The sequence below is a fragment of the Variovorax sp. UC122_21 genome (genome assembly GCF_044056785.1).
Taxonomy (GTDB): domain Bacteria; phylum Pseudomonadota; class Gammaproteobacteria; order Burkholderiales; family Burkholderiaceae_C; genus Variovorax.
Genome location: NZ_CP172003.1, coordinates 2397493 through 2421966 on the forward strand (window position 1 = coordinate 2397493; position 24474 = coordinate 2421966).

The window sequence follows — 24474 nt, forward strand, 5'->3', positions numbered from 1 at the left end:
CGGGAGGAAGAGGCGAAGGCGTTGCAACGGTCACGGTGGACTCCAGGGCGATCGGGGGACGAGGGGCGGCAGCCGGCGCGGCTGCCGTGGCGAGGGCGGAAGAGGGGGCGCGATGTCGACCCAGCAGCGCTGGCGCTCGAATGGCGTGGTCGGCAAGCGCACGCGCCGCGCGTCTGTGCGGTTCGACAGGCGCGCGAGCTCGATCTCGGCGCCGCGGGTCCACAGCCGCGCGCAGGCCAGCCGCAGCAGCGCCACCTCGTCGGCCGGATCGCCGTGCAGCAGGGACACCGCGGTGCCCGCGTGCTGGCGCGCGAGCGTGGCCAGCGTGTTGCGCGGCCCGGTCTCGACGAACAGCGGCTGCGACAGCCGCGCGAGGGTGTCGCGCAGCGCGGGCGAGAAACGCACCGTGCCGCGCACGTGCTGGGCCCAGTAGGCGGCGCTGGTGGCCTCCACCTCGCCGAGCGGCTGGCCCGTGAGCGTCGAGACGATGGGAATTTGCGGCGCGCGCAGCACCACCTGCCGCACCAGCGCCTCGAAGGGCGCGACCACCTCGTCCATCATCGAGGAATGGAAGGCGTGCGAGGTCTGCAGCGCGCGGCTCGCGATGTCTTCCTGCTGCAGCGAGGCCTGCAGGGCGGCGATGGCCTCCGACGGCCCCGCCGCGACGCAGGCCGTGGGGCCGTTGTCCGCCGCGAGCGAGAGCGAGGGATCGAGCCGCGCGAGCAGCTCGGCCGCGCCGAGGCGCACCGACAGCATCGCGCCCGCCGGCTGCGCCTGCATCAGCGCGCCGCGACGCGCGACCAGGCGGGCCGCATCCTCGAGCCGCATCACGCCGGCCAGCACGGCCGCCACGAACTCGCCGACGCTGTGGCCGATCAGCAGCTCCGGCCGGGCGCCGAGCGAGAGCAGGCGGCGCGCCAGCGCGTACTCGAGCGTGAACAGGGCCGGCTGCGCGACGGAGGTCGGCAGCAGGGCCTGCGGATCGCTCGAGAACATGCGCTCGCGCAGGTCGAAGTCCAGTTCGCCCGCGAAGGCCGCGAGGGCGTCGTCGAAGGCGGCCGCGAACACCGGGTCGCCCGCGTGCAGCGCCCGGCCCATGCCGGCGTACTGGGCGCCCTGGCCCGGGAACATCAGCACCAGTTGCGGCACCCGCGCGCCCACGCTGCCGCTCGCGCGCCATGGCGAACCGGGGTCGCGCAGCGCGGCCACCGCGTCGTGCGCGCGGGCCGCCACCACCACGCGGCGGAAGGCGTGCGCCTTGCGGCCGACCGCGAGCGTGTGGGCCACGTCGGCCAGCGAATCCTCCGGATGGGTCTCGAGGTGGGCCGCGAGCCGCTCGGTCGCCAGCGCCAGCGCGGCCTCGGAACGCGCGGCCAGCGGCAGCACGTGCATGCCCTCGTCGGGTGCCGAGGGCGCGCGCGCGGGCGCCTCCTCCACGATGACGTGGGCATTGGTGCCGCCGACGCCGAACGAGCTCACGCCGGCGCGGCGCGGCTGCGCGCCGCGTGGCCAGGGCTTCGGCTGCGGGTTGACGCGAAAGGGCGTGCGTTCGAAGCCGATCGCGGGATGCGGCTCGGTGAAATGCGCGGTCGGCGGAATGCATTCGTGCTGCAGCGCCAGCGCCGTCTTGATCAGTCCGGCCGCGCCGGCGGCCGTGACCATGTGGCCGACGTTGCTCTTGAGCGAGCCCAGCGTGCAGAAGTCCAGTGCATCGGTGTGCTCGGCGAAGGCACTGGCCAGCGCCTCGACCTCGATCGGGTCGCCCATCGGCGTGGCGGTGCCATGCGCCTCGACGAAGGAGATGCTGCGTGCGTCGACCCGGGCCGCGGCCAGCGCCGCGCGGATGACCGCGGCCTGCCCGTCGACGCTGGGCGCGGTGAAGCTGGCCTTGGCGCCGCCGTCGTTGTTGACGCAGGCGCTGCGCAACACGGCGTGGATGGTGTCGCCGTCGGCCTGCGCGTCGGCCAGCCGCTTGAGCAGCACCACGGCCGCGCCGTCGCTGAAGACCGTGCCCTGCGCCTTGGCGTCGAAGCTGCGCGTGCGGCCATCGGGCGAGAGCATCGCGCCCTCGTTGTAGAGGTAGCCGCTGCGCGGCGGGCAGGTGACCGCGGCGCCGCCGGCCAGCGCCATGTAGCACTGGCCGCTGCGCAGCGCATGGAAGGCCTGGGCCACCGCGACCAGCGAGGTCGAGCAGGCGGTGTGCACGCTGACCGCCGGCCCGGTGAGGTTGAGCCGGTGCGCGACGCGGGTGGCGATGTAGTCCTTCTCGTTGGCCAGCATCGTCTGGAACTCGCCGACCGCCTCGACCAGGTCGGGCCGCGTGCTCAGGTGGCGCTGCGCGTAGCTGGCGTTGTACATGCCGGCATACACGCCGACCGGGCCCGGCGCGGCATCGGGCACGTAGCCCGCGCGCTCCAGGCATTCCCAGCAGATCTCGAGGAACACGCGTTGCTGCGGGTCCATCAGCGCGGCTTCCTTCGGCGCGATGCCGAAGAAGGCCGCGTCGAAGTCCTCGATGCCGTCGATCACGCCGCGCGCCCGCACGTAGGCCGGGTCGCGGCGCAGCGCCTCGCTCACGCCGGCGTCGAGCGTGGCGTCGTCGAAGAAGCTGATGCTGTCGCGGCCGGCCAGGAGGTTGTCCCAGAACTGCTCGACATCGGCCGCGCCCGGAAAGCGGCCGGCGGTGCCGACGAGGGCGATGGCGTCGACGTCGGCGTCGGCGCTGGCGGCCACGGCGCGTTCGCGCGGCGCCTCGATGGCGGCGCGGGGCTTGGCCTTGCCGCGCGGACGCAGCCGGGCCGCGATCGCGGCGGGCGTGGGATGGCTGAAGAACAGGTTGGTCGACAGCGGCGCGCTGTGGTCGCGCTGGTCGCGCTGGAGCACGGCCAGCACCTGCAGCACGCGCATCGAGTCGCCGCCGAGGTCGAAGAAGTTGTCGTGCCGGCCGACCTCGGCGAGCTGCAGCACCTGCGCGAAGGCCTCGCACACCGCCTGCTCGGCGGCATCGCGCGGCACCTCGTAGGCCTGCGCGAGCGCGGGCCGCTCACCGGCCGGCTCGGGCAGGGCCTGGCGGTCGAGCTTGCCGTTGGGCGTGACGGGCAGCCGGGGCAGCCACAGCTGCGCCGAAGGCAGCAGCGCGGCGGGCAGCCGGGCCGCGAGGTGGGCGCGCAGCGCCTCCCAGGGCAGCGGCTGCGCACGCGCGACCAGGTAAGCCACCAGGCGCAGCGCGCCGCCCGCATCGGGGCGCGCGACCACCGCGCACGACTGGATCGCAGGATGCGAGAGCAGGGCGGTCTCGATCTCGCCGAGCTCGACCCGGTGGCCATGGATCTTGACCTGCCCGTCGCGGCGGCCGACGAACTCGATCGTGCCGTCCGGCAGCCAGCGCGCCAGGTCGCCGCTGCGGTAGAGGCGATCGCCGGCCGCGCCGAAGGGATCGGCGACGAAACGCTGCGCGCTCAACGCGGGCTGGCCCAGGTAGCCGCGCGCCAGGCCATGGCCGCCGATGCAGAGCTCGCCCACCAGGCCCGCCGGCAACAGCGCGAGCGAAGGGCTCAGCACGCGCAGCACCGTGTCCTGGATCGGGCGACCGAGCGGCACCGAGCGCAGCGTGTCGGGCAGCACGGCGGGAATGCGGTGGGTCGCCGCGAAGGTGGTGCACTCGGTCGGGCCGTAGCCGTTGCTGAGCACCAGCGCCGGCAGCGCGGCGAGTGCGCGCCGCACGTGCGGCAGCGACAGCGCCTCGCCGCCGGTGATCAGGTGGCGCAGTCCCGCGAGGTGGGCGGGATCGTCGTCGACCACCGCATTGAAGAGCGCGGCCGTGAGCCAGGCCGTGTGCACGTCGTGCCGGGCGATGGTGCGCGCGAGCCCCGCGCCGGTGGGCAGCCGTTCGTCGTGGACCACGCAGCAGCCGCCGTTGAGCAGCGGCCCCCAGATCTCGAGCGTGGCCGCGTCGAAGCCCAGCGGCGCGGCATGCAGCATGGCCAGGCCATGGCCGAAGGCGGCGAAGTCCGAGCCGACGACCAGGCGCAGGATCGCGCGATGGCAGATCGCGATGCCCTTGGGCGTGCCGGTGGAGCCCGAGGTGTACATGAGGTAGGCCAGCGATTCGCCGTCGATCGCCGGCGCGCGCCCGCTGCCGGGCCGGCCGTCATCGGGGCGTGCGTCGACGCGCAGCAGCGGGGTCGACGGGGGCAGCAGCGCATCGAAGGCCTCGGCCGCGACCGCCAGCCGCGCACCGGCCTGCGCCAGCATCGCGGCGATGCGCTCGCGCGGCTGCTCGGTCGGGATCGGCAGGTAGGCCGCGCCGGCCTTGAGGATCGCGAGGAGCGCGACCACCGCGTCGATCGAGCGCTCGAGCACGAGGGCGACCGTGTCGCCCGCCTGCACGCCGCGCTGCTGCAGGCACTGCGCGAGCACGTCGGAGCGGCGGTCGAGCTCGCGGTAGCTCAGGCGGGTCCGGCCCTGGACCAGCGCGATGGCGTCGGGCACGGCGGCGGCCTGGGCGCGGAAGCGGCCCGTCACGGTCAGCGCGCGGTCCAGCGGCGCCACGGGGCGGTTCCACTGGGCGAGCTGCCGTTCGCGGTCGGCCTGGGGCAGGTTGCGGATGTCGTCGATCGGCGCGTCGGGGCGCGACAGGAGGTCGGCCGCGGTATCGGCCACTGCCGCGAGCAGTTGCTGCAGCGACAGGGCATCGAGCCAGCCGGCGGCCGCGTCGGCGTGCAGGCAGGGCGGCTCGGCGCCGAAGCGCAGCCGGATCGGCGCGGGCGCCGCGGCGGCGTCGATGGCGTCGACGGCGTCGACGGCGTCGCGCAGCCACAGCACGGCGGGCGGTTCGGTGGGCAGCGGCGTCGCGCTGGCCTCGCCGCGCCGGCGGTCGATGGCGGCGATCCATTCGGCGGCGGTCGGTGCCGCATCCCAGGCGAAGGACGAGGCGAATGCATCGCCGGTGCTCGCGGCTTCATGGAGCACCGGCTCGGCCCGGCCCAGCCAGCGCGATTGCAGCAGTACCCAGGCCGCGGCCCATGGCGCGTCGGAGAACCGGTGGAGGGTGCCAGGTTGGCGCGCCGTGTCGATCGGCAAGGGCAGGCTGGCCGCCAGCCTCGGGCCGGCACCGAGCTCGGTGCGCGCCGCGAACAGGTCCTCCCATGCGAGGCTGCGGCTTTCCGGGAATTCCGGAAACATCGTCTGAATGTCCATATCACCGTCCGATTCGAAATTGCAGAAGACAGCGAAAAAACAGCTTCGAACGGCTATTGATTCGACGACGCAAGCATTTGTTTGTTATGAATTTGTGTCGAAATAGTAGGAGGTTTGAAGTTGGGCGTGGGCCCTATTTCAGAGGCCAATTACGTTTGGACTTATTTATTTCAGATGGGAACTACCAAATATTGATTAAACGAGGTAGCCATTTGGCTTTTGAACCGGAAAAGCGCCGCAAAGGCTCTCGCGATGGGTAGGTCGGGCCCGTCCCGGAGGAGCTTTCCCTGGGGGAATGCGTGTTTTTTCGCAGCGCTGCGGCGGGTGCGAGCGGTCTGGAATAGCGGCTTCCATGGCTCGCGGCAGGAGGGCGGATCGGGCCTTCAATTCGGTTCGAGGCGATTTCAATTGCTCGATCGGCGGCGCGGACGTTAATAATTCATCCGCTTCGTAAGCGAAATCGAAAAATCGGTGGGGGATTTGTAATTTCCGCGAATCGCAAGCAGCATCGGCCCCGGCGCGAAAAAATAAATTCCTTGGAAAGGGGCCTGCAATGCTCTCGAACCTGCTGGCGCGGCTGCCCGGCGCGAACGCCTACCGGCGCAAGTTCCTCGACAACGAGGACGACAACCTCTTCATGGGCTCGTTCGGGAGCTTCGCCGCGGCCGAAGCCGGCGCGCCGCCCTCCAAGGCGGTGGGCTACGACAACGCGCAGGCGGCCACGCAGCTCTACAGCCACCAGGTCTACTTCTACGACTACCCGGCGCTGTTCTGGCTCGGGCGCTCGCTCGAGGAAGGCATGACGCGCATCTTCGACCTCGGGGGGCACGTGGGAATCAAGTACTACGCGTTCCGCCGCGTGCTGCCCTATCCCGATGGCCTGCGCTGGACCGTGTGCGACGTGCCCGGCGTGGTGCGCGCCGGCGAGGCGCTGGCGCTGCAGCGCGACGCGGCGGCCCAGCTCGGCTTCACGACGGCGCCGGCCGAGGCCAGCGGCTGCGACGTGCTGTATGCCTCGGGCAGCCTGCAGTACCTGCCGCAACGGCTGTCGGAGATCCTCGCCGCGCTCGCGGTGAAGCCCCGGCGCATCGTGCTGAACACCACGGCGCTGCATCCCGATCGCACCCTCTACACGCTCAACAGCATCGGCTTCGCGGTCTGCCCCTACCGCATCGAGCACCACGACGAGCTGATGGCGCAACTCAAGCAGGCCGGCTACCGTCGCCGCGACGGCTGGCGCAACGAAGGCAAGCCGATCGAGGTGCCGTTCGTGGACGGCGGCGACAAGGCCTACTACGGGGGCTGCTGCTTCGATCTGGCCGGCTGAGCCGGCAGCCGCGTGTCCGGCGCGCGTGCGCCGCCGGAGGTTCGTTCCCATGGATGGGAGAGTGAAGCTAGCAAGAACGTCTAGCTATGATTTATTTTCCATCCATCGGAGGACCTAGCCTCTAGACTATGAGCATTCATAGACTGATTCGCGAAGGGCGCCGACGGCTCGGGATGAGCGAGCAGCAGTTTGCTGACGCCGTCGGTGTGAGTCGGGGTGCAGTCCAGCAATGGGAAAAAGCCGGAGGCACCGCGCCCAAGCGCGCCAACCAGCCGCGCGTTGCCGAACTGCTCGGCATCTCCGTCGGCGAACTGCTCTCGGGCGGGCCGAACATCAGCCAGGGCACGGTCATGCGCGCTGAGGTGCCGCTGGTGTCCGAGGTCGAGGCCGGCAACTACACGGTCATCGACAACTTCAAGCCACGCGGCAGTTTCGAGACCGTCCCCGTGACGGTCCCGGTCAAGCGCCACACCTACGCGCTGCGCGTGCACGGCGACAGCATGGCCAGCGAGATGGGCGACTCCTTTCCCGAGGGCTCGATCATCATCGTGGAGCCCGACCTCGAGGTGCTGCCCGGCGACTACGTCATCGCGCTCAACGAGCACGCGCAGACCACCTTCAAGCAGCTGGTCAGGGACGGGGGCGAGTCTACCTGCGGCCCCTCAACCCGCGCTACCCCATCAAGCCGCTCGGCGTGGCGCGCGTGATCGGGGTGGTGCGCGAATTCAGCAAGCGCTTCCGTTGAGATGCGCACCGGCGCAGCGCGTCGGGTATCAGGGTCGATCGGGATAGATAGAATTGCTACTCATTGATATATTTGCTATCAGTTTCATCTCGAGCTATTTCCCGCTGGGCGAACGTCGCCTCGCCTGCCATGACTCCTGATACCGAACTCGACTTCTGCTACCAGGGGTGGCACGTGAAGATTCGTGTCACGACCACCCAAGGCGCGGCCTTCGCATCGGGCCATGCCGATCTGAATCTGGGCGGCGTCGTCCGGCGACGCCTCGTGGTGGCGGGCACCGACGCCCCCGATGTCGTGGGTGCGTTGAAGCAGGATGCGAGGACCTTCGTCGAGCAGTGGAGCCGCGAGCGTCATCTCGATTCGTGACGCGCCGATGCGTTGCGGCGTGGAGCCCGCGGCCGGCGAGCCGTGGTTGGCGTCCTGCGGATTCGCCTTGGCCCGGGCCAGGAATCGCCCAATGCATCCCACCGAATTCCGTTGCAACACCAAATAGTTAATTAAATAGCTATTTGTCATTGCAAGAAAAAGTAAGGTGCCAGCGAGTTGCCACCAATCGAAACTGCGATTCCCAAAGTTGGGAATCTCTCATCGAAAGGAAACTCCATGGCTTCAGAAAAGACCGGCTATTACACGATCCTGTCATTCGTGGGCGGCGGCATTCGCGGTTTGCTTTCCGCCACCATCCTCCAGCGTCTTTACGACGCTGATGCAGAAGTTCTCAATCAGACCCGGATGTACGCCGGCTGTTCCACCGGATCGATCATCTCGAGCGAACTGTTGGCCACTCCGGATCCGGCCAATTTGATCGAGCTGTTCAAGGGCAGCGAATTGGGTTTTTATAACAAGATGAATACGCATCCCGATACGCCCGCGTATCCGATCGACGACGTATTGGCCAGCCAGGAAAAACTCCACGGGAAGAACACGATTTCGCAAGCGGGCAAGGACGTCCTGCTCGTTTCGTTCAACGTCGGATCCGTGGAGCCGGAACCCGAGAACATCGGCAGCATGGAAAGGATGATGCCCACGCCCTGGAAGCCGATGATGTTCACGAACATGCTCGGAACCGCCCAGGACAAGCAGGACGGACTCGACGGCAACGGCCATACGCTCATTGCCGTCGCGGCCACCTCCAGCGGCGCGATGCCCGGCCAGCTCGGGTCGATGGAAGGAAACGTCGACGGCGCGTTCTTCAATCACGACCCCACGGTTGCGGCCATCGCGCTGGCCGTTCGCAATGGATGGAGACTCGATCAGATCGCGGCCATCACGATCGGCACCGGCTACATGCCCTATTGGCTGCAAAGCGACACCCATGATTGGGGCGCGGAACAATGGATGAAAGGGGACAACAACCCCTTCGACAACATCACGCCGTTTCTCATGAATCAACAAGGGTCTTCTCCCGTGCTGGACCTGAGCCTGAACGGGACCTCGTCGGAACTCATGCCGCAGATCGCCAAGATGCTTCTGGGGGATCGTTATGTGAATCTCAATCCGACGCTGCCCTGCTTCATTCCCGAGAATTCCACCAATCCGCAGGCCATAGAACTTCTGCAGGACAGTGCCAATTCGCTGGATATCTCCGAAGCCATCGACCTGATCAAGAATTACTGGAGCAATGCGACGCAGGACGTGCCCGTGCGTTTCTCCAATGAAGCCGCTGCCGGCGCCGCGCCGGCGGCCACGCCTTCCGCCAGCGAGAAAATCGTGCCGCTCGAGACGCAGTTCTTCATCCGTCGCAACGGCCCGATGCCCGAAGTCCTCGACATCATGGACGCTTCGCACGAGGCCGGCGCCCGCGTGATCCTGTGGGAGAAGAAGTCCAAGTCGAGCCCTGACGCGGAGAACCAGCTCTGGAAGTTCGAGAAATCCGGTGAAGCGGGCTGGTGGTACCTGAAGTCCGAGATCGGCCCGAACCTCTACCTGACGCTCACCGGCGACACGACGGGCGAGGACCCCCGGATCACGGTCCAACCGCTTCAGGCCGGCCTGCGGGACCATCAGCTCTGGAGCCTGGTTCCCACCAAGGAGCTCGGCTACTACTACATCCAGAGCAGGCTCGTGCCCAGCGCCGCGCCCTCGGTGAATCCGAACTCGTACGTGCCGACGGTCATCGGCGTCGGCACCAAGGAAGACGGCGTGACGGCCGCCTACGGCATGTCCCTCGACTACCGCGACTACGAAAAGCGCTCGTTCGCTTTCGTTCCCCGCACGACCGGGAAATAGGCTGAATCGACGGTACGGCGCACCCGCGCCGCGCCGTCCGCCGCTCAATCGAGCTTCACCCGCGCCTCGCGGATCACCTTGCCCCACATCGCGCGGTCGGCGTCGATGAAGGCCTTGAACTCCGCGGGCGTGTTGCAGCGCAGCTCGCCGCCGTAGTCGCGCCACTTGCGCGCCAGCTCGCTCGACTGGCAGGCCTTGCGCATCGCGGCGCTGAGCTTCTCGAGCACGGGCTTGGGCGTGCCCGCGGGCGCGAGCAGCCCTTGCCAGGCGATCGGCGCGTAGTCGGGTAGGCCGGCCTCGGCGAAGGTGGGCACGTCGGGGAAGCTCGGCGCGCGCTCCTTGCCGGTGATGGCCAGCAGCCTGAGCTTGCCGGTGTGGATGTTGCCCGCGGCGGCCGGCAGGCCGTCGAACATCAGCTGCACCTGGCCCGCGATCAGGTCGACGTAGGGGCTGCTGCTGTTGTAGGGCACGAGGTTGGTCTTCACGCCCGCAGCGCTGTTGAACCACAGGGCCGACAGGTGCGAATAGCTGCCGATGCCCGCGGTCGCGACCGCCACCGAATCGGGCCGGGCCTTGAGCGCGGCGATGAGGGCGCGCGCGTCGCGTGCCTCCACGCCGGGCGTGGCGATCAGGCCGGTGTTGAGCACGCCGAGCAGGCTCACGGGCGCGAAGTCCCTCTCGGCATCGAAGGGCAGCTTCGCATAGAGATGCGGCACCACCGACAGCGAACTGGTGGTGCCGATGTAGAGCGAGTAGCCATCGGCCGGCGCCTTGGCGGCGACCTCGGTGCCGATGATGTTCGAGGCCCCGGGGCGGTTCTCCACATAGAAGCTCTGGCCGAGGATCTTCGTGAGCTCGGCCGCGATCTCGCGCGCGTTCGCGTCGGGCCCGCTGCCGGTGGGGAAGGGGGCAATGATTCGCACGGCCTTGCTCGGGTAGTCGGCCTGGGCCCAGGCCGTGCCCGCGAGCATGCCCATGACGGCGATGCATCCAGGGGCCAGCCAGCGGCGGCCCCGCGTCTTCGAAACGTTCATCGGTTTGTCTCCATTCGATCTTGGGTGCGGTCTGCACCGGTCGCGATGATATGGAAAACGTAGTTATTGTCAAAATAAGAGAATAACTATAGTATTTCGTCATCGAAACGGAAAAGCTCCGTGCGATTTATCGTTTGGAGACATTGAGATGACGGATTTCCGCCCCTCGGACCTGCAGTTCAGCCACATCGGCCTCTATGTGAGCGACCTGCCGCGCATGGCGCGCTTCTACAAGCAGGCGCTGCGCTTCACGCAGACCGACGCGGGCGACCTGGGCCCGGTGCAGCTGGTGTTCCTGAGCCGCGATCCGCGAGAGCACCACCAACTCGTGCTGGCCAGCGGCCGGCCGGCGGACCCGGGCTTTAACGTGGTCAACCAGATCTCGTTCCGCGTGCCCGAGCTCGGCGCGCTGCGCCGCTTCCACGAGCGGCTGCTGGCCGAGGGCGCGAGCGAGATGCATCCGGTCACGCACGGCAACGCCATCTCGCTCTACTGCCGCGATCCCGAGGGCAACCGGCTCGAGCTGTTCATGGACACGCCCTGGTACTGCGACCAACCGCTGCGCGAGCCCATCGACCTGTCGCAGCCCGACGAAGCCATCCTCGCGCAGGCCGAAGCCATCGCGAAGCGCTTCCCCAAGTTCATGAGCCGCGCCCAATGGCAGGCCGAGGTGGCGCGCCGCATGCAGGAAGACCAGCGTGGCTGAAGCGATGGAGATGCACGACGTCGCGATCGTCGGCCTCGGGCCAACCGGCGCCACGCTCGCCAACCTGCTGGGCGCGGCCGGACTGTCGGTGCTGGTGCTCGAGAAGGAGGCCGGCATCTTCCCGCTGCCGCGCGCGATCCATTTCGACGGCGAGGTGCTGCGCATCCTGCAGGGCGCGGGCCTGCGCGAGCGGGTGTTGGCCATCGCGCGCCCCGGCGAGCAGGGCATGCACTTCGTCAACGGCGCAGGCGAGACGATGCTGATCCGCGGCGGCAGCGCCGCGCTCGGCCCGCATGGCTGCGCCAACAACTACTACTTCCACCAGCCCGAGCTCGAGGCCGTGCTGCGCGAGGGCCTCGCGCGCTTTGGCAACGTCGAGCTGCGGCTGCAACACGAACTGACCGGCGTCGCGCAGGACGCCGACGGCGCCACGCTGAGCGTGCGCGACCTGCACCGGCAAGAAAACACGACGCTGCGCGCGCGCTACGTCGTCGGCTGCGATGGCGCGCGCTCGCCCGTGCGCCAGCGGATGGGCAGCGCGATGGTCGACCTCGGGCTGCGCCAGCCCTGGCTGGTGTTCGACGTGCGGCTGAGGCAACCCGTCGACCTGCCCACCCACACGGTGCAGCACTGCGACCCGGCGCGGCCCATGACCTACTGCAACGTGGTCGGCGACCGGCGGCGCTGGGAGATCATGGTGATGCCCGACGACGACCGCGAAGCGCTGGTGCAACCCGACACGCTGTGGCGCCTGGTCGCGCCCTGGGTCAAGCCCGCGCAGGCGCGGCTCGAGCGCGCCGCCATCTATACCTTCCATTCCGTCATGGCGCGGGGCTGGCGCCAGGGCCGGCTGCTGCTGGCCGGCGATGCCTGCCACCAGACGCCGCCGTTCCTCGGGCAGGGCATGTGCGCGGGCATCCGCGACGCGGCCAACCTCGCCTGGAAGCTCGAGGCCGTGCTCGCGCGGGGCGCGCCCGCCGAACTGCTCGACACCTACGAGTCGGAACGCGCGCCGCATGTGCGCGCGCTGATCGAGCTCGCGGTGCGGCTCGGCGACATCATCCAGACCACCGATCCCGCGCGCGCGGCCGAGCGCGATGCGCGCTTTCGCGCCGGGCGCCCCGAGATCTTCGAGTTGCCGCCGCAACTGCTGGGCCAGGGCGCCTTCGATGCCGGTGCGGGCTCGCCCGCGGGCCGGCCCTTTCCCCAGCCGCGGCTGGACGACGGCCGCCTGCTCGACGAGCTGCTGGGCCGGCGCAGCGCGGTGATCGGCAGCCCCGAGGCGCTCGCGGCCGCCGCGCCCGCCACGGCCGAACGCTGGCGCCGCGCCGATGCCATCGTCATCGACCGGCCCGACGCGCCGCTGCGCCACTGGCTCGAAGCCCACGAGGCGCGGGCGGTGATACTGCGCCCCGACCGATATATCGTCGGCGTCGCGCGCACGGGGCACGATCTGGATCGCATCTCGCAACACCTCCCCGTCGCGCCATGACACTCTGGAGGAATTGGCGTGCCGGAAAAATCGATGTCCAGCCTGGGGCGCATGCTGGGGGTGCTCGACCTGTTCGACGACACCCACCTGACGCGCACGGCGGACGACATCTCCGCGGCGCTCGAGGTCTCGCTGCCCACGGGCTACCGCTACGTGCGGCTGCTGCTCGAGGCCGGGCTGCTGCAGCGCGTGGAGGACTCGCACTACGCGCTCGGGCCGCGGATCATCCTGCTGGACCACTACATCCGCAATGCCGACCCGGTGCTGCGCGAAGGCATCCCGGTGATGCGCGAACTGGTGGCCGCCACCGGCTTCGACTGCGTGAGCTCGGGCATCTTCGGCATGCAGGTGCTCGACACCCATCGCGAGATGGGCGGCACGCCGCCGACGCTGGCCTACGGGCGCGGCCGGCCCCGGCCGCTGTTCCTGGGCGCCGCGCCCAAGGTGCTGCTGTCGACCTTCGCGCCGCCGCAGCTGCGCAAGGTCTTCGATGCCCGCCACGACGAGGTCGTGCGCAGCGGGCTGCCGGCCGAATGGAGCGAATTCCGCCGTCTCTACGCGGGGATCCGCAAGGCCGGCCACTACGTGTCGATCGGCGAACTCGAACCGCAGCTCGCGGCCGTGGCCGCGCCGATCCCGAAGGCCGACGGAGGCGCATGGGCCGCCATCCAGCTGGTCTTCGACACCTCGCGCCTGTCCATCGTCGACCTCGACAAGATGGTTCACCTGATCACCGAGGGCGCGCAGCGCATTGGAGGTCGGCTGGCGTAGTTCCACTTCACCCACTCCACCTCACGGACAGACCATGAAACTCATCAGCTACCAACTCCACGGCACCGACAGCTACGGCGCGGTGACCGGCGACCGCGCGGACCGCGTCGTCGACCTGCGCCAGCTCTTCGGCGAACGCGCCGCGGACCTGAAGGCGCTGATCGCGGCCGACCTGCTGGCCGAGGCCGCGACGGCCGTCGGCCAGGCGAGCGCCACACTGGCGCTGAGCGAGCTTCAACTGCTGCCCGTGATTCCCAACCCCGGCAAGATCGTCTGCGTGGGCCTCAACTACGGCGAGCACGTGCGCGAAACCGGCCGCGAGATCACCGAGCAGCCCACGCTGTTCCTGCGCGTGGCCGAATCGCAGCTCGCGCACGGCGAGGACATCGTGCTGCCGCCCGAGTCGACGCGCCTCGACTACGAGGGCGAGATCGCGGTCGTGATCGGCCGCGGCGGCCGGCGCATCGCCGAGGCCGATGCCTGGGCGCACATCGCGGGCTATGCCTGCTACAACGACGGCAGCATCCGCGACTGGCAGACCGCCACGCCGCAATGGACCGCCGGCAAGAACTTCTGGCGCACCGGCGGCTTCGGCCCGTGGATGGTCACGCGCGACGAGATCGCCGACGGGCGCGTGATGACGCTGGCGACGCGGCTCAACGGCCAGGAGATGCAGCGCACCACCACCGACAAGCTGATTCACAGCATTCCGCGCCAGATCGCGCACATCTCGGCCTTCACGCCGCTGGCCGCGGGCGACGTGATCGTGACCGGCACGCCGGGCGGCGTGGGCGCCAAGCGCAACCCGCCGGTGTGGATGAAGCCCGGCGACGTCGTCGAGATCGAGGTCGACGCCATCGGCGTGCTGCGCAACGGCATCCGCGCCGAATAACCCGCCGGCGGCATTCCCATGAACCGACGATTCGATCGCCGGAGCGGGCTGCTGCTCGCTGCGCTCTGCGCCGCGCTGCCCGCCGCGGCGGCTTCGGACTATCCCTCGCGCCCGATCCAGATGATCGTGCCCTTCGCCGCCGGCGGCGGGCTCGACATCAACGCGCGCAGCCTCGCGCAAGCCATGTCCGAGAACCTCGGCCAGCCCTTCGCGGTGATCAACCGCGACGGCGCGGCCGGCACCATCGGCCTGAACACGGGCGCCGGCGCGCGCGCCGACGGCTACACGGTGGTCTTCACGCCCGCCGTGCCGCTGACCAGCGAGCCGCACCGGCTCAAGGCGCTGAACTACGGGCTCGATTCCTTCCGCTACGTCTGCAAGGTGTTCGACAACGTCTTCGCGATCGCGGTGCCGGCGAAGTCGCCGTACCGCAGCGTGCAGGACATCCTGGCCGACGCGCGGAAGGAACCGGGCAAGGTCAGCTACGGCACCTCGGGCACCGGCTCGATCCCGCACCTGGGCACCTCGGACATCGAGGCCGCCACCAAGGTTGCGCTCACGCACGTGCCCTACAAGGGCGACGCGCCGATGCTGCAGGACCTGCTGAGCGAGCGCCTGAGCTTCGGCGCCGTGCTCGCGAGCTCGATCACCGGCCACCTGCAGTCGGGCGCGCTGCGCCTGGTCGCCGTGTACACCGACCAGCGCCATCCCTCGTTCCCCGACGTGCCCACCCTCAAGGAGTCGGGCGTGCCCGTGGTGCAGGCGAGCTTCGGCGGCGTGCTGGTGCCCGCGAAGACGCCCGACGCGGTGGTCGCGCGCCTCGAGTCCTCGTGCCGCGAGGCCGTGGCCTCGCCCAGGTACCAGGCCTGGGCGCGCGGCGCCAACCAGGTGGTCGACTTCCAGCCGGGCAAGGACTTCGAGCGCCAGGTGCGCGAGGACAGCCGCCTCAAGGCCGCGACCCTCGCGCGCCTCGGACTGGCCACGCCATGACTTAGCATTCCGCGATGACCCGTCCCATCCTCCATACCCTGATCTGCAGCACGCGGCCCGGCCGCGTGGGCCCGGCCGTTGCCGACTGGGCGCACGGCATCGCCGAAGCGCACGGCGGCTTCGACGCCCGTCTCGTCGACCTGGCGGCCTTCGGGCTGCCGGTGTTCGACGAACCCGAGCATCCGCGCCTGCAGCGCTACACGCACGAGCACACGCGCGCCTGGAGCGCGAGCGTCGCCGAGGCCGATGCCTTCCTGTTCGTGCTGCCCGAATACAACTTCGCGCCGCCGGGCGCGCTGGTCAATGCCTTGAACTACCTCGTGCGCGAATGGCAGTACAAGGCCGTCGGCTTCGTGAGCTACGGCGGCATGTCGGGCGGCATCCGCGCGGTGCAGGTCACCAAGCAGCTGCTCGGCACGCTCAAGGTGGTGCCGATGCTCGAGGCGGTCGCGTTCACGAACGTGGGCCAGCAGCTGCAGGCCGAGGGCGGCCTGTCGGCCAATCCCGCCAACGCGGCGGCCGCGAAGGCGATGCTCGACGAACTGCTGCGCTGGACCTCGGCGCTGCAAACGCTGAGGTCGTAGGGCGCCAGCGAGAATGCGTGCATGAACTCCATCGCGCGCGAAGACATCACGGGCCTGGTGCTGGCCGGCGGCCGCGGCAGCCGCATGGGCGGCGTCGACAAGGGCCTGCAGGACCACCGCGGCATTCCGCTGGCGCTGCATGCGCTGCGCCGCCTGCAGCCGCAGGTGGGCACGGCCATGCTCAGCGCCAACCGCAACCTCCCGGACTACGAGGCGATGGGCGTGCCCGTGTGGTCCGACTCCATCGAAGGCTATGCGGGGCCGCTCGCGGGCCTGCTGACGGGGCTCGAGCATGCGCGCACCGATTGGCTGGTCACCGTGCCCTGCGACACCCCGGACTTTCCGCCGGACCTGGTCGACCGGCTGGCCGAGGCCGCGGCCGGGCAGGGCGCCGAGATCGCGATGGCCGCCACGCACGAAGACGGCGAGCTGCGCGCGCAACCCGTGTTCTGCCTGCTGCGTGCCAGCCTGGCGCCGAGCCTGCTCGCCTTCCTGCAGGCGGGCGAGCGCAAGTTCGGCAAGTGGACCGCGCAGCACCGCATGGTGCAGGTCGCGTTCGACGACGCGGCCGCCTTCTTCAACGCCAACACCAGCGACGAGCTGCGCCAGTTGCAGCGCTGAGCGCAGCGCTCACAGCCGCGCCCGGTAGCTCGCCGGCGTCTCGCCGAAGGTGCGGCGGAACAGCCCGATGAACGCGCTCGCGGTCGAATAGCCGAGGTCGAGCGCGATCGCCGTCACCGGGACGCCGGCCGCGAGCATCTCGAGCGAGCGCATCATGCGCGCGCGCTGCCGCCAGGCCGTGAAGTTGAAGCCGGTCTCGAGCACGAAGCGCCGGCTCAGCGTGCGCGAGCTCACGGCCGCCCAACCGGCCCATTGCTCGAGGTCGCGTTCGTCCGCGGGTTCGGCGATCAGCGCCTGCGCGATGCGCTGCAGCCGCGGGTCGCTCGGCAGCGGCAGGCCGAAGGGCTCTACCGGCAGGCTGCGGATCTCGTCGAGGATGACCGCCGCCACATGCGCGCGGCTCTCGTCCAGCGGCTTGGGCGCCTCGAGCGGCCAGCTGCAGGCGCGCAGCACCGCCTCGCGCAGCAGGCCCGAGGTGCGGAGGGTGCAGGGCCGCGAGGGCAGGGTGGCGCAGGCCGGCTCCGCCACGTAGACGCTCCAGCCATGGAACGGGCCGTGCGAACGCCCCGAATGCTCCTGGTGCGGCGGCAGCCAGACCGCGTGGATGGCCGGCACGATCCAGACGCCGTCCTCGACCCCGACCGACACCAACCCGCGCAGCGAGCCGAACAGCTGGCCGCGCGCATGGCGATGCGGGCCCGAGGCCAGTTCCTCGCCCTGGCTGCCCTCGGCCGCGATCAGGACCGGGCCGTCCGGTCGGTCGACCAGGCCGGCGAGGCGAAGAATGGGATCGGTCATGGCGGCTGAGAGCTATCGATTGGCCGATCCAGTCTACAGCCGCCAAGGCCTTCGTCCGTACGCTGGGTGCCATGAACCCGAAGACCTCGCCCTTTCCTCGACGATCCGGCCCCGGCGCCCGACCTCGATGCGCTGTACGCCGCCCCCCTCCGAGATGACCCAGAAGGCGGTGCTCGATCGCCTGGTCGACTTCCACGAGGCCTATCTCGCGCAGGCCACCTTCTTCTGCCTCGCCACCGGCAGCGAGCAGGGGCTCGATGCCTCGCCGCGCGGCGGCCCACCGGGCTTCGTCCATGTGCTGGATGCGCACACGGTGGCCTTCGCCGACTGGCCCGGCAACAACCGCATCGAGTCGATGCGCAACCTGCGGCGCGACGAGCGGCTCGCGATGGTGTTCCTGTTCCCCGGTCTCGAACTCTTCCTGCGCATCAACGGCCGCGGCCGCGTCTCGACCGATGCCGGGCTGCTGAACGAACTGCGCGAGGGCGAGCGCATTCCCAAGACCGCGACCGTGGTGCGCATCGACGAGGTGCTGCTGCATTGCGGCAAGGCCATCAACCGTGCCCGGCTGTGGCAGGACAGTGCCCGCCTCGCGCGCGACGCGCTGCCGACCGTGGGCCAGATGATGGCCGCGCTGGGCCGGCGCGCCGATACCTCGGCCTAGCTCGGCACGGAGCAGATCGCGCAGATCGACGCGCACTACGACCACGCGGTCAAACACGAGCTGTACTGACGCATCGAGCGCCTCACGAAGGCTTCCCACTTTTTCTGGAGAGAACGCGATGCTGTTCGACACGACGAGATTTCCGCTGGTGTTCCTGAAGGAAGACCCGCAGGCCGATTCGCACGACACCGACACCGAGGCGCAACTGGCCACGCTGCTCGAGCGCGGCGAGCGCTTCGTGCTGCTGACCGACCACCTGCCCGGCGACCACCCCGAGGAAAGCCACGAGGACCGCAAGCGCCGCGCGCTGTTCTTCAAGCGCCAAAGGAACACCTGCGCGCGTTCTGCGCGGGCCTGGTGTTCGTCACCGGCGAGCGCACGATTCCCGCGGCGGTGCGGCTGGCGGCCCAGGGCGCGGGCAAGGTGCTGGGGCTGTCCTTCGACTTCGTGCGCAGCGAGGGCGAAGGGGTGGCGGCGGCCGAGCGATTTCTGGCGCGGAGTTAGGCAGGCAGTTCGAGCTCGATCCAGGCCGGCGCATGGTCGCTCGCGCCCGGGCGGCCGCGCACGTCGCGGTCCACGCCGGCATCGCGCAGCAGCGGCGCGAGTTCGGCGTTCAGCAGCAGGTGGTCGATGCGCAGCCCGGCGTCGCGCGGGAAGCGGTTGCGCCAGTAGGTCCAGAAGGTGAAGGGCGCGCGTTCGGGATGGCGCGCGCGGATCGCGTCGGTCCAGCCCTGCTTCAGCAGGCGCGCGTAGGCGGCGCGGCTCTCGGGCTGCAGCAGCGCGTCGTCGCGCCACGAGGCGGGGTTGTAGATGTCGGCATCGGTGGGCACGACGTTGTAGTCACCCGCGAGCACCACGGGCAGGCCGCTCGCGTACAGCTTCTTCGCATGCCTGTGGAAAGCCTCGAACCAGCGGAGCTTGTAGTCGAACTTCGGCCCGGGCTGCGGATTGCCGTTGGGCAGGTAGAGGCAGCCGACCAGCACGCCGTCGACCACGGCCTCGAGGTAGCGGCTCTGCGGGTCGTCCTCCATGCCCGGCAGGCCGCGCCCGGTTTCGATCGGTTCGCGCCCGCGCGCGAGGATGGCCACGCCGTTCCAGGCGGGCTGGCCGTGCGCGACCACGCCGTAGCCCGCGCGCCGGATCGCGGCGAGCGGCAGCTTGGCGTCGGGCGACTTGAGTTCCTGCAGGCAGGCCACGTCGGGCTTCGATGCGGCGAGCCATTCGAGCAGCCGGTCGAGCCGGCTGTGGATGCCGTTGACGTTGAAGGTGGCGATCTTCATGACGGCCATCTTCCGGCGCGTGTCGGCGCTTCGCGCGTCGGACAACGCGTCTCCTGCCCGCAGGAATCACCCGGCCATGACGTCGCGCAGGTAGATGCCCTGCGACAGCGCACCCTTGACCTGGCGCGTGCCCTCGTCGACCAGCACTTCCTCCTGGCCGGCCTCGATGGCTGCGTACGACTGGCGCACCACGTCCTCGGGCGAGGCTTTCGGCACCTCGAGCGCGCGCACCATGTCGGTATCGATCGGACCGGCATGGAAGCCCACCACCTGCGTGCCCTGCGCGCGCAGCTCGTGGCGCAGGCCGTTGGTCAGCGCCCAGGCCGCGGCCTTGCTCACGCCGTAGGCGCCGATCATCGGCGTGTTGGCCCAGCTGAAGAGCGACAACAGGTTGAGCATCGCGCCGCCGCCGTTGCGGCCCAGCACGCCCGCGAAGGCGCGGCTCATGTGCAGCATGCCGAACAGGTTGGTCTCGAGCTGCTCGCGCAGGACGGCCACGGGGTCGGTCTCGGCATCGCCGCCGACGAAGCCGCCGAGCCGGCCGATGCCCGCGTTGTTGATCAAGAGCGTCACGTCGCGGCAATCGGCCGCGGCCTGGGCGACCTGCGCGGGATCGCGCACGTCGAGCCGGATCGGCAGCACGCCGAGCAGCGGGATCTGCGAGGGCTCGCGCGCGGCGGCATAGACCTTGGCGGCGCCGAGCGCCAGCGCCTGGCGGGCGAATTCGAGGCCGAGGCCGCGGTTGGCGCCCGTCACGAACACGACGGAACCTTGGATCTTCATGGTGTTTCCTTGTGCGCCGGAGCGCGGGGTGAGTCAAACGGTGGCCAGGGCGATCTGGTGCAGGAACAGGGTGCGGCGATGGCGGAAGCCGAGCCGCTCGTAGAGCGCGATCGCGTTCGCGTTGTCGCTGAGCACGTGCAGGAAGGCGGTCTCGCCGCGCGCCTCGATGCGCGCGCGCAGCAGGTTCACGAGGCCGGCGGCGAGGCCGCGGCCGCGCCAGGCGTCGTCGACACAGACCGCGCTGATCTCGGCATGGCCGTCGAAGCGCATGCGCTCGCCGGCCATCGCCATGAGCAGGCCCTGGTCGCGGATGCCGAAGTAGTCGCCCATCTCGAGCGTGCGCGGGCCGAAGGGGCCGGGCCGGGTGCGGGCGACGAGGGCCAGGGCATCGGGCACGTCGGCGGCGTCGAGCGGCGCCGCCTGCACATCCGCCGCGCGGCCCGTGCCGGGCTGCAGCGCGACCATCTGGTGGACCTGGCCGATCAGCCTGGCCTGCAGGCCGTCGATGCCGGCGACCGGCGCGAGCGTGGGCAGCATGACGCGATCGTCCGGGCCCAGCAGCGCACGCAGCGCATCGAAGGCGGCCGGGCTTTCCTCGACCAGTCCCGCGAACGGCGCGACCTCGGTGTGATAGCGGCGGGCCAGGGCGTTGCCGTGTCCCAGGTGCGCCTGCGGGCCGACGAGCGCAGCCCAGGCCGAACGGTCCAGAGGGGAGTCGATGGGCGATGTCATGGTCCCTAGCGTAGGCGGGTATTCCCCGAGGCGCCATGGTCGTAAATGACAATATTGATATCATTTGCGACATGATGAAGATCGCGATCCTGGCGCTCGATGGCGTGTTCGACACCGGCCTGAGCGTGTTCCTCGACCTGTTCTCCGCGGCCAACGAGGTGGCGGCCGAGCAGGGCGCGGCGCGGCCGCCCTTCGAGCTGCGCGTGGTGGGAGTGCGCCAGCGCATCCGCACCGCGCATGGCCTGACCATGGTGGTGGACCGCGCGGACGAGATGCGCCAGCCCGACTGGGTGCTGGTGCCCGCGCTCAACACCAAGCAGCCCGCGCGCCTGGTCGAGGCGCTGGGCCGGCGCGACGTGCGCGATGCCATGGCCATGCTGCGCAGCTGGCATGCGCAGGGCAGCGGCGTGGGCGGCGCCTGCATCGCGAGCTTCCTGCTGGCCGAGACCGGCCTGCTCGACGGCCAGGAGGCCACCACCATGTGGCCGTTGGCGCCGCTGTTCCGCGAGCGCTATCCGCAAGTGCGGCTCGACGAGTCGCGCATGGTGGTGGCCTCGGGCCGCGTGGCGACGGCCGGCGCGGCAATGGGGCATCTCGATCTCGCGCTGTGGCTGATGCGCCAGGCGAGTCCCGAGACGGCCGCGCTGGTCTCGCGCCTGATGCTGGTCGACAAGCGGCCCTCGCAGGCGCAATACATCATTCCCGACCACCTCGCGCATGCCGATCCGCTGATCGAGCGCTTCGAGCGCTGGGCGCGCGAACGCCTCGCGCGGGGCTTCTCGCTGCACGATGCGGCGAGTGCGCTCGCGGTCAGCCCCCGCACCTTGCAGCGGCGCATGGAGGCCGTGCTCGGCAAGTCGCCGCTGGCTTTCTTCCAGGATCTGCGCGTCGAGCATGCGCAGCACCTGGTCTCGATCGGCCAGGGCCTCGAGGAGATCGCGAGCGAGGTCGGCTATGCCGATGCCGCGACGCTGCGAAGCCTGCTGCGGCGCAAGCTGGGGCGGGGCGTGCGGGAGCTGCGTTCGGCGCTGGCGTAGCGCTGGCCAGCGGCGCAGCCCGCGCGGCACGAACCCGAAGACCACCGCGAGCGGGATCGCCAAGGCGAGCCACCGAAGCGCAGCGGCGGCGAGTCGAACAGCGCCTTCACGTACCAAGGCATCTCACGGATGTCGCTCGACGCCATGCCCGGCCGTATAGCTGATATGGCGCCTCGTACATGGCCTTCGCGCGCCATCGTCCCGATACTTCGCGCACTTCGCGGCGGCACCCAAGCCGCGAAGGATGCGTGGCCCTTCGAAGCCATTCCGCCTGATTCCAGGAATTCCAGAAAGAGACACTCCATGAAGCTGTTGGGCCTTGCGCTGAGCGCCTTGCTCGTCCTCACCGTCGGAACCCGCGCCCACGCGGGCACCACCTTCGACGCAGTCAAGAAACGGGGCCTGGTGCAGTGCGGCGTATCGACCAATCTGCCGGGCTTCGCCTTCACCGACAGCAAGGGCGAATGGCAGGGCATCGACGTCGACACCTGCCGCGCGATCGCCGCGGCGATGTTCGGCGACGCCACCAAGTTCCGCGTGGTTCCGCTCACGACGCAGGCGCGCTTCACCGCGCTGCAGTCCGGCGAGATCGACGTGCTGACGCGCAACACGACCCAGACGCTGACGCGCGACACCACGCTCGGGCTGATCGGCGTGGGCGTCAACTACTACGACAGCCAGGGGATCATGGTGACGAAGGACTCGAACGTCACCAGCGCGAAGAAGCTCGCGGGCGCCACCATCTGCGTGCTGCCGGGCACCACCACCGAACTCAACCTGGCCGACTGGTTCCGCGGGCTGAAGATGGAGTTCAAGCCGGTGCTGCTCGACACGGTGGACGAGATCAAGCGCGCCTTCATGTCGGGGCGCTGCGACGGCATCACGCTCGACAAGTCGCAGCTGGCGCTGGCGCGCATCAACCTGGGCAGCACCGAGAAGTACGTGATCCTGCCCGAGCCGCTGTCGAAGGAACCGCTCGGGCCGATGGTGCGCCAGGGCGACGAGGCCTGGTTCAACGTCGTGCGCTGGTCGCTCAACGCGATGCTCGAGGCCGAGGAGTACGGCCTGAACTCGAAGAACGTCGACGAGGCGCTGAAGAATCCGGCGCCGCACATCCAGCGCATCCTCGGCACCGTGCCCGGCATGGGCAAGGCGCTGGGCGTCGACGACAAGTGGGCCTACCGGATCATCAAGCAGGTCGGCAACTACGGCGAGGTCTTCGACCGCAGCGTCGGCGCGGGCAGTCCGATGAAGCTCGATCGCGGGCTCAATGCGCTCTACACCAAGGGCGGCCTGATGTACGGCTGGCCGATCCGCTGATTCGTTCCTGAACGAGAGAGGCCGTGCCGGCGGCAACCGCCGGCGCGGCCGTACCCGAAGCGAATCGAGGATTTCCCATGACCGAAGAAAACACGGGCGCCATGCCCCCACGGCCGAGCGCGCGCCTGTCGTGGAACGACCCCGGCCTGCGCGCGCTGGTCTACCAGGTCGTCGTGGTCGCGCTGGTGGCGCTGACCGCCTGGTACCTGGTGTCGAACACGCTGCACAACCTGGCGGCGCGCAACATCTCCACCGGCTTCGCCTTCTTCGACCGCGAGGCGGGCTTCGCGATCGGCGAGACCCCGATCGACTACACGCCGGCCGATACCTACCGCCGCGCCATCGTCGTCGGCCTGCTCAACACGCTGCGCGTGTCGCTCATCGCGCTCGGTGCTGGCCACCGTGCTCGGCACGCTGGTCGGCGTGGCCCGGCTGTCGGGCAACTGGCTGGCGTCGCGGCTGGCCGCGGCCTATGTGGAGTGCGTGCGCAACGTGCCGCTGCTGCTGCAGTTGCTGCTCTGGTATGCGCTGATCTCCGAGAGCATGCCGGGGCCGCGTGCCGCGCACCATCCGCTGCCGGGGGTGTACCTGTCGAACCGCGGGCTGCTGATGCCGGCGCTGCTCGGCGACTCGCTCGCATGGATGGTCGGCGCGCTGGCCATGGCGGGCGTTGGCACCTTCCTGCTCGCGCGCTGGAGCAGGAGGCGGCAGGCGCTGACCGGCCATCCGATGGCGCTCGCGCCCTGGGCGGCGGCGCTGTTCGCCGGCCTGCCCGTGCTGGCCTGGGCGCTGAGCGGCGCAAAGCTGTCGATGGAGATCCCGCACCCGAGCGGCTTCGGCTTCGCGGGCGGATGGAACCTCTCGCCCGAGCTGTTCGCGCTGCTGGTGGGGCTCGTGAGCTACACGGCGGCCTTCATCGCCGAGATCGTGCGCTCGGGCGTGCAGTCGGTGAACCGCGGGCAGTGGGAGGCGGCCGAGTCGCTGGGCCTGCGGCGCGGGCGTTCGCTGCGGCTGGTGGTGCTGCCCCAGGCGCTGCGGGTGATGGTGCCGCCGGCCACGAGCCAGTACCTCAACCTCGTCAAGCACAGCTCGCTGGCCGTGGCCATCGGCTATCCGGACCTCGTCTCCGTGGTGAACACGACCCTGAACCAGACCGGCCAGGCCATCGAGGGCATCCTGATCATCATGGCCGCCTTCATGACGGTGAGCCTGTGCATCTCGCTCGCCATGAATGCCTACAACCGGCGCATCGCGCTCGTCGAGCGTTGAC

At 69.8% G+C, this 24474-nt stretch carries 21 protein-coding genes and 2 pseudogenes; 16 read left to right on the forward strand and 7 right to left on the reverse strand.

All coding sequences use genetic code 11. The annotated features are described in order from the left end of the window. Nucleotides 1–30 precede the first annotated feature (30 nt). Entirely contained in the window at nt 31–5199 is a 5169-nt protein-coding gene (locus tag ACHMXE_RS11885) for an amino acid adenylation domain-containing protein (RefSeq protein ID WP_395346138.1), read from the reverse strand. Nucleotides 5200–5752: 553 nt separating this feature from the next. Between ACHMXE_RS11885 and ACHMXE_RS11890 the strand changes: the two genes are divergently transcribed. The 4 genes from ACHMXE_RS11890 to ACHMXE_RS11905 all read left to right on the forward strand — a co-directional run bounded on the left by ACHMXE_RS11890 (nt 5753) and on the right by ACHMXE_RS11905 (nt 9500). Next, nucleotides 5753–6526: a TIGR04325 family methyltransferase gene (locus tag ACHMXE_RS11890; RefSeq protein WP_395346139.1), complete on the forward strand. Its 774-nt coding sequence runs from the start codon at nt 5753–5755 to the stop codon at nt 6524–6526. Between the two features lie 173 nt (nt 6527–6699). After that, nucleotides 6700–7233 carry a LexA family protein gene (locus ACHMXE_RS11895; RefSeq protein ID WP_395346140.1) on the forward strand — a complete coding sequence of 178 codons (534 nt, stop codon included), beginning with the start codon at nt 6700–6702 and terminating at the stop codon, nt 7231–7233. Nucleotides 7234–7400: 167 nt separating this feature from the next. Further along, on the forward strand, nt 7401–7637 hold the full coding sequence (locus ACHMXE_RS11900) for a hypothetical protein (RefSeq protein ID WP_203207345.1): 237 nt from the start codon (nt 7401–7403) through the stop codon (nt 7635–7637). Nucleotides 7638–7874: 237 nt separating this feature from the next. Beyond that, entirely contained in the window at nt 7875–9500 is a 1626-nt protein-coding gene (locus ACHMXE_RS11905) for a patatin-like phospholipase family protein (protein ID WP_395346141.1), read from the forward strand. Nucleotides 9501–9544: 44 nt separating this feature from the next. Here ACHMXE_RS11905 and ACHMXE_RS11910 read toward each other — a convergent pair whose 3' ends face one another. Further along, nucleotides 9545–10534, reverse strand: coding sequence for a Bug family tripartite tricarboxylate transporter substrate binding protein (locus ACHMXE_RS11910; RefSeq protein WP_395346142.1), 990 nt, complete (start codon nt 10532–10534; stop codon nt 9545–9547). A gap of 148 nt (nt 10535–10682) precedes the next feature. On the opposite strand from ACHMXE_RS11910, the gene ACHMXE_RS11915 reads away from it, so the two are divergent. Genes ACHMXE_RS11915 through mobA form a run of 7 tightly spaced genes read left to right on the forward strand, consistent with a single transcriptional unit; the run spans nt 10683 to nt 16590 of the window. Next, on the forward strand, nt 10683–11240 hold the full coding sequence (locus ACHMXE_RS11915; protein WP_395346144.1) for a VOC family protein: 558 nt from the start codon (nt 10683–10685) through the stop codon (nt 11238–11240). Next, nucleotides 11233–12732, forward strand: a complete 1500-nt coding sequence (locus ACHMXE_RS11920) for a bifunctional 3-(3-hydroxy-phenyl)propionate/3-hydroxycinnamic acid hydroxylase (protein ID WP_395346146.1) — start codon at nt 11233–11235, stop codon at nt 12730–12732. The genes ACHMXE_RS11915 and ACHMXE_RS11920 overlap by 8 nt, the downstream gene beginning before the upstream one ends. 18 nt (nt 12733–12750) lie before the next feature. After that, nucleotides 12751–13503 (forward strand): IclR family transcriptional regulator, encoded by a 753-nt coding sequence (locus ACHMXE_RS11925; protein WP_395346147.1) that lies wholly within the window; start codon nt 12751–12753, stop codon nt 13501–13503. Between the two features lie 34 nt (nt 13504–13537). After that, on the forward strand, nt 13538–14395 hold the full coding sequence (locus tag ACHMXE_RS11930) for a fumarylacetoacetate hydrolase family protein (protein WP_395346148.1): 858 nt from the start codon (nt 13538–13540) through the stop codon (nt 14393–14395). 18 nt (nt 14396–14413) lie between these two features. Next, nucleotides 14414–15385, forward strand: coding sequence for a tripartite tricarboxylate transporter substrate binding protein (locus ACHMXE_RS11935; RefSeq protein WP_395346149.1), 972 nt, complete (start codon nt 14414–14416; stop codon nt 15383–15385). A gap of 14 nt (nt 15386–15399) precedes the next feature. Beyond that, entirely contained in the window at nt 15400–15969 is a 570-nt protein-coding gene (locus ACHMXE_RS11940; protein ID WP_395346150.1) for an NADPH-dependent FMN reductase, read from the forward strand. A gap of 21 nt (nt 15970–15990) precedes the next feature. Beyond that, nucleotides 15991–16590 carry a molybdenum cofactor guanylyltransferase MobA gene (gene mobA, locus ACHMXE_RS11945; protein WP_395346151.1) on the forward strand — a complete coding sequence of 200 codons (600 nt, stop codon included), beginning with the start codon at nt 15991–15993 and terminating at the stop codon, nt 16588–16590. Between the two features lie 9 nt (nt 16591–16599). Here the strand turns inward: mobA and ACHMXE_RS11950 are convergent, their stop codons facing one another. Continuing rightward, a complete protein-coding gene (locus tag ACHMXE_RS11950) occupies nt 16600–17388 on the reverse strand; it encodes an AraC family transcriptional regulator (protein ID WP_395346153.1) in 789 nt (262 codons plus the stop codon). Nucleotides 17389–17520: 132 nt separating this feature from the next. Here ACHMXE_RS11950 and ACHMXE_RS11955 point away from each other — a divergent pair. Further along, nucleotides 17521–18121 (forward strand): annotated as a pseudogene (locus ACHMXE_RS11955) (MSMEG_1061 family FMN-dependent PPOX-type flavoprotein). A gap of 13 nt (nt 18122–18134) precedes the next feature. Here ACHMXE_RS11955 and ACHMXE_RS11960 read toward each other — a convergent pair. Next, nucleotides 18135–18377 carry a hypothetical protein gene (locus ACHMXE_RS11960; RefSeq protein ID WP_395346154.1) on the reverse strand — a complete coding sequence of 81 codons (243 nt, stop codon included), beginning with the start codon at nt 18375–18377 and terminating at the stop codon, nt 18135–18137. A 32-nt stretch (nt 18378–18409) separates the two neighbouring features. Between ACHMXE_RS11960 and ACHMXE_RS11965 the strand changes: the two genes are divergently transcribed. Further along, complete coding sequence (locus ACHMXE_RS11965; protein ID WP_395346155.1) at nt 18410–18556, forward strand: hypothetical protein; 147 nt, start codon at nt 18410–18412, stop codon at nt 18554–18556. Here ACHMXE_RS11965 and ACHMXE_RS11970 read toward each other — a convergent pair. From ACHMXE_RS11970 to ACHMXE_RS11980, 3 genes are all read right to left on the reverse strand, one after another. Further along, nucleotides 18553–19332: an exodeoxyribonuclease III gene (locus ACHMXE_RS11970; protein WP_395347364.1), complete on the reverse strand. Its 780-nt coding sequence runs from the start codon at nt 19330–19332 to the stop codon at nt 18553–18555. The two genes, ACHMXE_RS11965 and ACHMXE_RS11970, sit on opposite strands and share 4 nt — an antisense overlap. 66 nt (nt 19333–19398) lie before the next feature. Further along, nucleotides 19399–20115 carry an SDR family oxidoreductase gene (locus ACHMXE_RS11975; RefSeq protein ID WP_208510179.1) on the reverse strand — a complete coding sequence of 239 codons (717 nt, stop codon included), beginning with the start codon at nt 20113–20115 and terminating at the stop codon, nt 19399–19401. A gap of 33 nt (nt 20116–20148) precedes the next feature. Next, nucleotides 20149–20847 carry a GNAT family N-acetyltransferase gene (locus tag ACHMXE_RS11980; RefSeq protein WP_395346156.1) on the reverse strand — a complete coding sequence of 233 codons (699 nt, stop codon included), beginning with the start codon at nt 20845–20847 and terminating at the stop codon, nt 20149–20151. Nucleotides 20848–20921: 74 nt separating this feature from the next. Between ACHMXE_RS11980 and ACHMXE_RS11985 the strand changes: the two genes are divergently transcribed. From ACHMXE_RS11985 to ACHMXE_RS11995, 3 genes and pseudogenes are all read left to right on the forward strand, one after another. Further along, the gene (locus ACHMXE_RS11985; protein WP_395346158.1) at nt 20922–21884 is read left to right on the forward strand and encodes a GlxA family transcriptional regulator; all 963 of its coding nucleotides are present in this window, start codon (nt 20922–20924) and stop codon (nt 21882–21884) included. A 303-nt stretch (nt 21885–22187) separates the two neighbouring features. After that, nucleotides 22188–23204 carry an amino acid ABC transporter substrate-binding protein gene (locus ACHMXE_RS11990; protein WP_395346159.1) on the forward strand — a complete coding sequence of 339 codons (1017 nt, stop codon included), beginning with the start codon at nt 22188–22190 and terminating at the stop codon, nt 23202–23204. 77 nt (nt 23205–23281) lie between these two features. Further along, a pseudogene (locus ACHMXE_RS11995) lies at nt 23282–24473 on the forward strand (amino acid ABC transporter permease). Nucleotide 24474: the final 1 nt, after the last annotated feature.